Here is an 11738-nt window from a genome sequence, read left to right on the forward strand (position 1 = left end):
AGGCGGGCGCAGCCGGTTTAGGAAATGAGGGACGATGGTGATACGATACGGGATCATCGGTTGCGGACACATCGCGAGGAAACATGTGGAGGCCATCCGGGCCACAGATGGGGCGATCCTTTCGGCGGTGTGTGACAAGGACCCCGAAAGGATGGAGCCTTATCTGGGCGACGGAGTGGAAGGAACCGTGGATGTGGAGGAATTTCTGGGACGCACGGATTTGGATGTGGTCAATATCTGCACCCCCAGCGGTTTTCATGCCGACCTGACGGTCCGTGCCGCCGAAGCGGGGAAACATGTCCTCGTGGAAAAGCCGATGGCGCTCACACTGGAAGACGCTGACCGGATGATTCAGGCATGCCGGGAAAACGGAGTCCAGCTGAGTGTGGTCCACCCCAACCGGTTCCGTCCGGCCATCCGGGAGTTGAGAAAGCGTTTGGAAGCCGGAGCCTTCGGCAAGTTCAGCCATGCCAACGCGACGGTCCGCTGGAACCGGAACCAGGAATATTACGATCAGGCGTCCTGGCGGGGAACCCGCGCGATGGACGGCGGAGTGCTGATGAACCAGGCGATTCACAACCTGGATCTCCTTCTGTGGATGATGGGGGATGTGGAGGAGGTTTCGTCCTATCACGCCACCCGGCTGAGGAGGATGGAAGCGGAAGATACTTCCGTTTCCATATTGAAATTTAAAAACGGTGCCCTCGGGGTGATCGAGGCCGCCGTCACCCTGTATCCCCGAAACTTGGAGGAATCCCTCGCTCTCTTCGGGGAGAAGGGGACCGCCGTGGTCGGCGGACCGACGGCAAACTGGATTCAGGCCTGGCAGTTTGCCGATCTGAGCGAGGGTCAATCGGAAGAAGTGAGGCGCCGGGTGCATGAAGATCCCTACGGGATCCCCGGGCATCAGTGTCTCATCCGGGACATGACCGATGCGGTTCAATCCGGTCGCCGGCCCTTGGTGACCGGAGAGGACGGACGGCGTGCCCTTGCGTTGGTGATCGCCTGCCAGACGGCCGCGGAAACCGGTCGACCGGTCCGCATGGATGAACTTGTGAAAGCGGGGGGACTCCAATGACGAACCATACGCCGTTACTCGATTTAAAGGCGCAATACCGGGAGATCCGGGAAGAAATCCAAAAAGCCGTGATGGGTGTCCTGGAGGGAGGCCGATATATTCTGGGGCCGGAAGTGAAAAGCCTGGAAGAAGAAGTGGCGGCCTACAGCGGGACCCGGTACGGAATCGGTGTTGCCAACGGAACCGATGCCTTGCTGCTCACCCTGGACGCATGGGGCATCGGGCCGGGGGATGAAGTCATCACCACCCCATTCACCTTTTTCGCCACGGCGGAAGTGATCTCCAAACTGGGCGCCCGCCCGGTGTTCGTGGACATCGATCCGGAGACCTGCAACCTGGACGTCTCCCTTTTGGAAAATCATGTATCGGAGAAGACCAAAGCCGTGATCCCCGTTCATATTTTCGGTCAACCGGCCAATCTGGATGAGGTGACGGCATTTGCGGAAAAGCACGGCCTCCGGGTGTTGGAAGATGCCGCACAGGCCATCGGAGCGGAATACAAAGGACGGCGGATCGGATCTTTCGGTGATGCCGCCACTTACTCGTTTTTTCCCACCAAAAACCTGGGAGGCTACGGGGACGGGGGCATGGTGGTCACCGATGATGCGCAATTGGCCGAAACGCTGAAGAGTCTCCGGGTTCACGGTCGGAGCCCCCATTCGAAGTACCACAACGCCCTGATCGGATACAACAGTCGCCTGGATGAGTTGCAGGCCGCAGCCTTGAGGGTGAAGCTTCAGTATCTGGACCGGTGGAACGAAGCACGCCGGGAGCGTGCCCGTGTTTACAACCGGTTGTTGGAGGGGTTACCGGTGACAACCCCTGTCGAAGCGGAAGACCGTAAACACATTTACCATCTCTATATCATTCAGACGGAAGAACGGGACGGACTGATGGAGCATCTGAAAAGCCGGGGAATCGGCACGGCGGCATATTATCCCGTCCCTCTTCACCTTCAGGAGGTCTACCGCGATTTGGGGTACCGGGAAGGCGATCTGCCGGTGGCGGAGGAAATCTGTCGGCGATCGATGGCCTTGCCTCTCTACCCGGAATTGGATGAAGCGACCCAAATGCGGGTGGTGGAAGCGGTCAAGCAATTTTTCGATTCATGACGGTGTAAAGGATGAGGCGAATGGAAACGCAAAAAGTGTTGGAAAAGCTGAACCGGAAAGAAGCGGTCATCGGGGTGGTTGGCCTGGGGTATGTCGGGCTCCCGCTGGCGGTGGAAAAAGCGAAGGCCGGGTACCGGGTGATCGGGTTTGACGTCCAGCAAAAGCGCGTCGACATGGTCAACCAGGGGATTAATTACATTGGGGACGTAGTGGATGAAGAGCTCTCCGAAATCGTGAAAAAAGGGGGACTCCGGGCGACCACCCGGTATGATGAAATCGCGGATGTGGATGCCGTGGCCATCTGCGTCCCGACACCGCTGGACCGTTATCAACAACCGGATACCTCCTATGTGGAAGCTTCTACAAGAGAGATCGCCAAGCATTTGCATCCCGGCATGCTGGTGGTTCTGGAAAGCACCACATACCCGGGAACCACCGAGGAAGTGGTTCGCCCCATTCTGGAAGAAGGCGGTCTCAAAGCCGGCGATGACTTTTTCCTCGCTTTCTCTCCGGAACGGGTCGATCCTGGAAACAAAGTCTACAATACGAAAAACACCCCCAAAGTGGTCGGCGGGGTCACTGGAGCCTGCACCCGGGTGGCCGCGACCCTCTACCGGAACGTGCTGGAAGGGGAAGTATTCGAAGTCTCCAGCCCGGCGGTGGCTGAAATGGAGAAAATCCTGGAGAACACCTTTCGAAATATCAACATCGCGCTGGCCAATGAGATGGCCATCCTCTGCAACAAAATGGGGATCGATTACTGGGAAGTGGTCGAGGCGGCCAAAACAAAGCCCTACGGCTTCATGGCCTTTTATCCGGGGCCGGGTCTGGGAGGACACTGCATCCCCATCGACCCGTATTATCTGACTTGGAAAGCGCGGGAGTACAAATACCACACCCGGCTGATCGAGCTGGCAGGGGAAATCAACAATTATATGCCGGATTTCGTGGTGGAGCGGACCATGAAGATGCTGAACCGCCACGGGAAACCCCTGAAAGGGGCGAAAGTGCTGCTCCTCGGTGTGGCCTACAAACGGGACATCGACGACATCAGGGAATCTCCCGCTCTGGAAATCATTCGTCAGTTGGAAAGGCACGGGGCGGAGATCCTGGTGAACGATCCCCACGTTCCTTCTTTCCTGCTGGACGGAAAGATGTTCGAGAGCCGGAAGCTGACCGGAGAGCTGCTGGAGGAAGCCGACATCGTCTTGCTTACAACAGACCACAGCGCCTATGACTATTCCCTGATCGCGGAGAAAGCCAAGGCGATTTTTGATACCCGGAACGGACTGAAAGATGTTCAAAACATCAGAGGAGATTATGAAAAGGTATAAGCCTGATGGAGGGTGCGAGATGAGTCGATCGATCCATTCCTCTGCCCGGATTGGAGAAGGGGTTAAACTAGGCCATTTTACCGTTATTGAAGAAGGAGCCGTTTTGGGTGATAATGTCACCGTCGGCAACCACGTGACGGTTCATTCCGACACGGTGATCGGGGAGGGGAGCGTGATCGCCGACCACGCTGTCGTCGGCCGTTGGCCGAAACCGGCAAAAACCAGTACGGTGAAAGTGGATGCGGACCTGCCGGCGTTGGTGATCGGGAAAGGATGCACCATCGGATCCCACACCGTTCTCTACCGGGGCAGCCGGATCGGTGATGAGGTACTGGTGGCCGACCATGCCTTCATTCGTGAAAATTGCACCGTGAAGGAACGTGTTGTGATCGGACGTGGCGTCGCTGTCGAGAACCAGGTGGAGATCGGTTCCCAAACCAAGATTCAGACCAACGCGTACATCACTGCCTACTCCCGGTTGGAAGACGATGTCTTCATTGCCCCGGGGGTGACGACCACCAATGACAACTTTATGGGACGCACTGAGGAGCGATTCCGGCATGTGAAGGGTCCGACGGTGAAAAAAGGGGCCCGGGTCGGTGGAGCCGCCGTCTTGCTGCCCGGTGTGGTTGTCGCGGAGGAATCTTTCATCGCCGCGGGAGCAGTCGTCAACCGGGACACGGAACCGGCGACGGTTTACGCCGGGGTTCCGGCGCGTCCGTTGAGGCCGGTTCCGGAAGGGGAGTTGCGCGAAACTTAGAGAGAGGTAAAGGGGCGCGCTATGCTGACCAAGATCAAACAACTGTTCTCCGATTCAACTGCGTTCGCACTGGCCTTGATGGGAAACAAAATTGTCAGTTTCCTGCTGGTGCCGGTCTACACCCGCCAGTTGCAGGCTTCGCAATTCGGGGACTGGGACCTGACCAACACCATTGCAATGGTCCTCACTTATTTGTGTATACTGGGTACGGATACCGCGTTTGCTTATTACTACTTCGAGGCCCGGGACGAAAAAGACCGGAACCGGTATTTTACGGCGGCGGTGATGGGTCCGACCCTCATCAGCCTCGGTTTTCTCGCCCTCACCTATGTCATCAGTGAGCCTTCAGCCGAGTGGCTTTATGAACATGGGGAGAATTATCCCAACCTGCTCACACTGGCGGTACTGGTGATCGTTTTCAACGTGATCATCCAGCAAACCCTGGCCTATGCCCGATACAGCCGTCAGGTCTGGACCTTCAACATCGGGAGTATGTCCTTTGTCATCGGTTCCTCCCTCGCCAGTGTTTATTTCGTGGTGGTTGAGAAGCAGGGGGTTCTGGGGATTTTTTACGGACAGATCGTCGCCCAGTCGATTGTCGCGGCGGCTCTGTTGTGGCTCTATCGCAACAAATTCACCTTTTCGGTCCGTCGGCGGCATATCAGGGATCTGTTGAGTTACGGGGTTCCTCTTTTGCCGGCTCTGTTTGCTTTCTGGGTCATGAATTCGGTGAGCCGACCGATGATCTACCACATGGTCTCCTCGGAAGCGGCCGGTGTGTTCGGGCTCGCTCTCCGTTTCGCCAGTATCATCGCCCTCTTGACCACAGCGTTCCAACTGGCTTGGCGGCCTTTTTCCGTCTCCATCAAGGAACGGGAGGATGCTCCCAGGATTTACAGCCTGCTGGGCCGCGCTTTTCTGGTGGTGGCCACTTTTTTCATCCTGTTCCTCACGTTCTTTATTGAACCGGTGATTCAAATCGTTGCCGGGAAAAAGGAATACTTCGATGCTTATCCGTACGTATGGATGCTGGCCACTGGAACCGTCCTCAACACCATGCACCTGATTGTCGGGGTCGGCCTCCTGATCCAAAAGCGGACGAAGGAAATCTCCAAGACCTTTTTGGTGGCAGCAGTGTTTTATTTCGCGGGCAACGCCGTTCTCATTCCCCTTTTCGGTGCCTGGGGAACGGCGGCCATGAACGTGATCACCTATTTGTACGCCTTTTTGTCCATCTACCGGAAGGGGCAGAAAGTGTACCGGATCGATTTTCGCATCAAAGGGATGCTGGTCTACCTCGGCATCTATCTGACGACGCTCTCGGTCATCACCTGGGGACAGGTCGAGGACTGGGCCGGAATGTGGATCTATTACCTGATCGCCCTCCTTGTCATGGTGGCAGCGATCTTCCTGACGGGCCTCTTCACGAAGGAATCCGTCTCATTTATCAGGCACCGGTTGCCGAATATCGTTGGAAAAAGGTGAGTCTGGTGACTTCATTACTTCTGCCGAGACAACAACAATTGAACCGACTGTTCCATATCATGGTGGTTTTTGCCGTGTTGGGACCCACCTTGGGGGTTCCGGGCCCCGGCTTCAAGGTGACCTTTTTCCGCGTCACGTTCTTCCTGTTGGTGGCGGGGCTGATCGTGCGCTGGGTTAACAAGCATTCCATGCAATCTTTCCACATGTATCATATTCGATGGCATATCGCCTTCTTTGCGTTCTGGACGCTCTACGCGGCGGTGTCGCTCACATGGGCGGGACACCTGGGTTACGGGGTCCGTTACACCGTGTTTTTGGTGACCATGCTGTTGTTGACCCTTTCTTTTCCGTTCTTCGTGAAGCATGGGAGAAACATGGAACAGACGTCCCGGATTCTGTTCTGGGTGTTCTTTGTCTTGGTTGTCTTCGGCCTGATCGAGTCACTCACGTTTTGGCACCTTCCCTCATCCCGCTATTACATGAACCCGAATGCCCCCAACCCGACGTCTTTTTTCAAAAACCAGAATGACTTTGCGACATCGATCACGCTGGGGCTCCCCTTTGTGGTGACGGCCCTCTATATGCTCCCCATGCGGCGAAAGACGCGCTGGCTGATTTATTCAACGGGCATCATCGCCCTGTGTTGTCTGTTGATGACCGGATCCCGCAGCAACAGCGGGTTTGCGCTCCCGCTGGCCGGGATGGCTTGGATGGTGTTGATTCCCTTTACGGTGGAGCGGCGGAAGTTGACCCGGAAAAACCTGTTGAAAGGTGTCGGGCTGTTGGTGCTGGCCGTTTTGGTGGTCAACCTGCTCACGTCCACCCTCCTTTCCCAGCAGGCACGGGACAAACTGGGAACCACGCTCGGCGTGATCCAGGACCTGCAAGGAAGCTGGCAGCTCCCGGAACAGGATCCCGCTGCCGGGGAGGAGTCGCCCGCCTCGGGAGATCAAAGCATCAACATCCGGAAAGCGTTGATTATCAACGGTTTGTTGCACCTGCATCGAAGCCACTACCTGGGTGTCGGTGCGGGGAACATCGAGTATTACATGGCCGGCGATCCGGGGGTGGGCGGCAAGACCAACATGCACAACTGGTGGGTGGAGATCCTGGTCAATTTCGGCGTGCTCATCTTCACTCTGTATATGTTCCTTTATTTCTGGCTCTTGGTCCGGCTCTGGAAATTGGCCGACAGGAAAAATGCGGCCGTCCTTCCCCCGGTGATCCGATGGGGAGCGACCGCCTGTCTGATTTCATTGATCGGCTACTTTTTCGGCGGGATGTCACCCAGCACGGCCATTCATTTCACCCCCATGTGGGTCGTCTACGGGTTTGCGCTGACGGTGGTGGCGGTGGGAACCCGGCAGTTGAAAAAGGGGACGAACCATGATCCCGCGTGAAGAGAGGAAACAACATGAATGAAAGGGTCATGATTCTAAGCTCCGTTCACAGCTACAACGACAGCCGGGTGTTTCACAAGGAAGCCGTTTCACTGGCCAAGGCCGGTTATCGGGTGGAACTGCACGCTTTGGCCGACTTTGACCGGCGGGAGGAACAGGGAGTCCGCATCGTGGGTCTTCCCCGTCCCAAAAACAAGCTGCACCGGCTCTTGGGCGGGTGGCGACTCTTCCGCCGGGCGTTGAAAAGCGGGGCGGACCGGTTTCACTTTCACGATCCGGAACTGCTCCCTTGGGGAGTGCTTCTCAAGTGGCTGACCCGGTCGCCGGTCATCTACGATGCCCACGAAGACCTTCCAAAGCAGATTCATACCAAACCGTGGATACCAAGGCCCTTAAGGGGAATCCTTTCCCTTTTGGCCGACCGGCTTGAAAAAGGGATGGCGAAACAACTGTCGGCGGTGGTGACCGCGACGGAACCCATTGCCCGCCAGTTCGCTTCCTGCCGCCGGGTGGAAGTCCTCAAAAATTACCCCCTTCCATTTTCGGTCCCGCCTTCTCCCCGGGAGAAGGCGGGGACCAACCGGATCCTGTACGTGGGCGGGATCTCTTATCTCAGGGGGTACAAGGAAATGGTAAGAATGATGGAGTACCTTCCGGAGGAGCTGAATGCGGAACTCCACCTGATTGGTCCTCTCCAGCATATCCGGCCCGAAGACCGGGATGTGAACAAACTCCGCGGGAAAAGAATTTATCTTCACGGCCGGATTCCCTTTGAGGAAGTGCAAAAGTGGCTGGCGACCGGGAAAGTGGGGTTGGTTTGCCTCCATCCCGTGGAAAATTACCGGGAGTCCCTGCCGATCAAGATGTTTGAATACATGGCCGCCGGAGTTCCGGTGGTGGCGACGGACTTTCCCCTGTGGCGGGACATCCTGGTGAGAAGCGGGGCAGGCGTCACGGTGGATCCCCTCAACCCCGTTGAGATCGCGGTGCGCGTTACGGAAATCCTGAAAGATGAAGAGCGGATCCGGCAGATGGGCGAAAGAGGACGGGCCGCCCATCGGGAGATCTACAACTGGCATGTGGAAGAGAGAAAACTTTTAAACCTTTATCGGGAGTTATGAGGGATTCAAGGGAGTGAAGCGAATTGCGTATCTGGCTTGCCAATCACTATGCCGTACCTCCCAATCTCGGGGGAATTACCCGGCATTACGAACTGGCCCGGGAATGGGTGGATGAAGAAGGAGCCGAGGTCACGTTGTGGCTCTCCTCATTCAACCACTCGAGGCGCCGATTTATCGATCAGGAAACCAAACGGGAACTGGATCGGGTTCCGGGTCTTCACCTCCGTTGGCTTTGGTCTTTTCCCCATACACGGAACGACTTCCGCCGGGTGTTGAACATGTTGAGTTTTGCTTTCCTCTTTTTCCTGTCGGGGCTGTTCCGGAGTCGCCCGGATGTGCTGTTCGCTTCATCCCCTCACCTGCTCACCCCCTTTGCCGGGTGGTTGTTGTCCAGAATCAAGCGTTGTCCCTTCGTCCTCGAAGTCCGTGACCTGTGGCCGGATACGCTCGTGAAGATGGACGGACTGAAAAATCCCCGGGTCATTAAAGCCTTGACCTGGCTGGAGTCCTTCCTGTACAGGAAAGCGGACAAAATCGTTGTGCTGACCGAATACCAGCGGAAATTCATCGTCGCGAAGGGCATTGAACCGGAAAAGGTCTCCCTGATCCCGAACGGGATTGTAGTGGGGTCCTGGAAACCTGATCCCCGGAAAAAATCGGAGTACCGTCGCCGAATGGGGGTGGCGCCGTATCAGTTTGTCGCTCTCTACGCGGGGGCTCACGGTCCGGCCAACGCGTTGGAATATGTGGTGCGGGCGGGAGAGCATTTACCCGACGGATACGCGATCGTCCTCATCGGGGACGGCCCGGAAAAAGAGCGTCTCAGGGAGATCAAAGCAAGACGGAGCCTCCACAATGTACATCTTCTTGACCCCGTGCCCAAGGGAGAAGTGTACCATTTCATTCATGCGGCGGACTGCGGAGTGATCTCCCTGGCGGACAATGAAATTTTCCGGGGTGCCCGTCCCAACAAACTCTTCGATTACATGTTTGTGGGAAAACCCATTATCACGACAGTGGACGGTGAAGTGAGGGACATCGTCGAAGAGAACGGGGTCGGACTGTTCAGCGGAGCGGAAGATCCCCGCGGCCTGGCTGAAGCGATGAAAAAACTGCGACACATGACCGAAGAAGAACGGCGGCGAGTCACCGAAAGGGGCCGGGATTACATCGAGCGGTTCGGCGATCGGAGAAAACTGGCCCACCTCTTGTACGGGGAGTTGAAAAGTTTGGTGCGGACCGGTTGGAAAGCAATGAAGGAAGCCAAGCGGTCCGGGTGACCCCGGATTCCTCCTCTCTTTTCTCGGGATTCGCTAGAAGCGTTGTGATTGAATGTTCGTTTCGAGAAAAGGGGAAGCGTTTACCCAAAATAGCGACTTTGCTGTCCTGCCCGGTGGAGAATCAGCCTGCAAGGGCGTTCAGGGGCAAAAGCTTCTCTGTGTTGCATCCGAAGGCGTTTGCCCCTGCCCGCAGCAGGATGATTCGGAGCGGACAGTGCAACCATCTCTGCAGGACAGCATAGCGCGACCGGGAGTGAAGCGACCCAGGCGCGACTTGTGCTCTGTGAGTGCATAGCGCGACCGGGAGTGAAGCGACCCAGGCGCGACTTGTGCTCTGTGAGTGCCGCCGGAGCGGCTTTGGGTAAATGCTGCCGCTCACTTTTTCACAACGCTTCTAGGTTTGAGAGAAGGCGGGATCGGAAAACGAATAACAAGCAAAGGTGTATGGTGTGCGGATTCCTTCTCTTTACCCGCGGGGTTTCCCGCCCGACCTTCCGGTAGAGGAGTGGGAAACCGCCGAAGGGCAGGGGCGGGAGATTCGCCGAATCCCGAAAAGGAGTGATCGCATGGAACGATACGGTCTGTTTATCGATGGAGCGTGGAGACCTGCGGAAAACGGGGAAACTTACGAAGTACTCAATCCGGCGACGGGAAAGGTGGTCGGTCAATCGGCCGACGGTTCGGAAGCCGATGTGAAAAAAGCCGTGGAAGCGGCTCACCGGGCTTTTCCCGAATGGTCGGGAAAAACGGCGAGGGAACGCGCCGATATCCTCCGACGTGCCTATGATCAGATAGTGTCCCACAAGGAAGAACTGGCGAAAATCATGACTCTGGAACAAGGGAAGCCGCTGGCGGAATCCCGGGGAGAAGTTCAATATGCCGCGGATTTCGTTGAGTGGAGCGGGGAGGAAGCAAAAAGGATCTGCGGGGAAACGATTCCTGCTTCCACTCCGGACAAACGGATCTGGGTTCACAAACAACCGGTGGGAGTGGCGGCGGCCATCACCCCCTGGAACTTTCCGGCTTCGATGATCACCCGAAAAATTGCCCCGGCCCTTGCCGCCGGTTGCACCGTCGTGGTGAAACCGGCCCAACAGACCCCGCTCACTGCCTGTCGTTTGGTGGAGCTGTTTCATCAGGCCGGGGTGCCGGCCGGTGTCATCAATCTGGTGACCGGGACGAATGCTTCCGCCATCGGGAATACTCTCCTCGAAGATGAACGGGTGCGCAAAATCAGTTTTACCGGTTCCACCGAGGTGGGGAAAATCCTGATGAAACAAGCGGCGGACACTGTCAAGAAAATCAGTCTCGAATTGGGGGGACACGCTCCCTTCCTGATCTTCGGTGATGCCGATCTGGAGCAGGCGGCGGATGAAGTCGTGGCCAACAAATTCCGAAACGCCGGTCAGACTTGTGTCTGCGCCAACCGGATTTACGTGCAGGAGGAAATCGCCGATCGCTTCTCGGAGATTCTGGCCGAAAAGACGAAAACATTGAAAATGGGAAACGGGATGGAAGAGGGCGTGAAAATCGGCCCCCTGATCGATGGGGATGCCGCCGCCAAAGTGGAACAACACGTGAAAGACGCGGTCGATAAAGGAGCGAAGGTCGTTGTGGGTGGACGGCGGATTTCGGAAGGCAACGTCCACTTTTTTGAACCGACGGTGCTGACCGAAGTCAACGATGACATGCTCATTCTTGAGGAGGAAACCTTCGGCCCCGTGGCACCCGTTCAAACCTTCCGTACAGAAAAACAGGCGATTGAAATGGCAAACAACAGCCGGTACGGATTGGCCGCTTACTTCTACACGAAGGATCTTTCCCGGGCCATCCGGGTCGCCGAAAAGCTGGAATTCGGCATTGTCGGCGTGAACGATGGAGTCCCATCCACGGCACAGGCCCCCTTCGGCGGTTTTAAGGAGAGCGGTCTGGGACGTGAAGGGGGACGCTACGGAGTGGAAGAGTTTCTGGAAACCAAATACATTTCCATCGGGCTGAAATGACAAACGCCGTTTCGTCTGGAAAACCCCAGCGTTTTCCCTGGGTTGGATCTTTGGGTGTAATACCAAGTTTTGTCAGTTTATTTCCAATTAGCGGCAGAATGGAACATCAGGAAAGCAAATCCCGTTTTTGAGTTACGGGGCCCCGGGGGAACGGGGGGAACCCCG

Annotated in this window: 9 protein-coding genes; all 9 read left to right on the forward strand. The window is 56.6% G+C overall.

Annotation, left to right across the window (positions count from 1 at the left end; all coding sequences use genetic code 11):
* Positions 1–37: 37 nt before the first annotated feature.
* A complete protein-coding gene (locus C8P63_RS05500; protein ID WP_108022382.1) occupies positions 38–1078 on the forward strand; it encodes a Gfo/Idh/MocA family protein in 1041 nt (346 codons plus the stop codon).
* Positions 1075–2190: a DegT/DnrJ/EryC1/StrS family aminotransferase gene (locus C8P63_RS05505; protein WP_108022342.1), complete on the forward strand. Its 1116-nt coding sequence runs from the start codon at positions 1075–1077 to the stop codon at positions 2188–2190. Before C8P63_RS05500 ends, C8P63_RS05505 begins: the two co-directional genes overlap by 4 nt.
* A 20-nt stretch (positions 2191–2210) precedes the next feature.
* Positions 2211–3524 carry a nucleotide sugar dehydrogenase gene (locus C8P63_RS05510; RefSeq protein WP_108022343.1) on the forward strand — a complete coding sequence of 438 codons (1314 nt, stop codon included), beginning with the start codon at positions 2211–2213 and terminating at the stop codon, positions 3522–3524.
* Positions 3525–3543: 19 nt separating this feature from the next.
* Entirely contained in the window at positions 3544–4284 is a 741-nt protein-coding gene (locus tag C8P63_RS05515) for an acyltransferase (protein ID WP_108022344.1), read from the forward strand.
* Between the two features lie 21 nt (positions 4285–4305).
* Positions 4306–5769: a lipopolysaccharide biosynthesis protein gene (locus C8P63_RS05520; RefSeq protein ID WP_108022345.1), complete on the forward strand. Its 1464-nt coding sequence runs from the start codon at positions 4306–4308 to the stop codon at positions 5767–5769.
* 5 nt (positions 5770–5774) lie between these two features.
* Positions 5775–7169: an O-antigen ligase family protein gene (locus tag C8P63_RS05525; protein ID WP_146172120.1), complete on the forward strand. Its 1395-nt coding sequence runs from the start codon at positions 5775–5777 to the stop codon at positions 7167–7169.
* Positions 7170–7183: 14 nt separating this feature from the next.
* A complete protein-coding gene (locus C8P63_RS05530; protein WP_108022347.1) occupies positions 7184–8290 on the forward strand; it encodes a glycosyltransferase family 4 protein in 1107 nt (368 codons plus the stop codon).
* A gap of 23 nt (positions 8291–8313) precedes the next feature.
* Positions 8314–9570: a glycosyltransferase family 4 protein gene (locus tag C8P63_RS05535; RefSeq protein WP_108022348.1), complete on the forward strand. Its 1257-nt coding sequence runs from the start codon at positions 8314–8316 to the stop codon at positions 9568–9570.
* A 566-nt stretch (positions 9571–10136) separates the two neighbouring features.
* A complete protein-coding gene (locus C8P63_RS05540; protein WP_108022383.1) occupies positions 10137–11573 on the forward strand; it encodes an NAD-dependent succinate-semialdehyde dehydrogenase in 1437 nt (478 codons plus the stop codon).
* The last annotated feature ends 165 nt before the right edge of the window (positions 11574–11738 follow it).

This window comes from Melghirimyces profundicolus (assembly GCF_003054245.1).
Lineage (GTDB): Bacteria > Bacillota > Bacilli > Thermoactinomycetales > DSM-45169 > Melghirimyces > Melghirimyces profundicolus.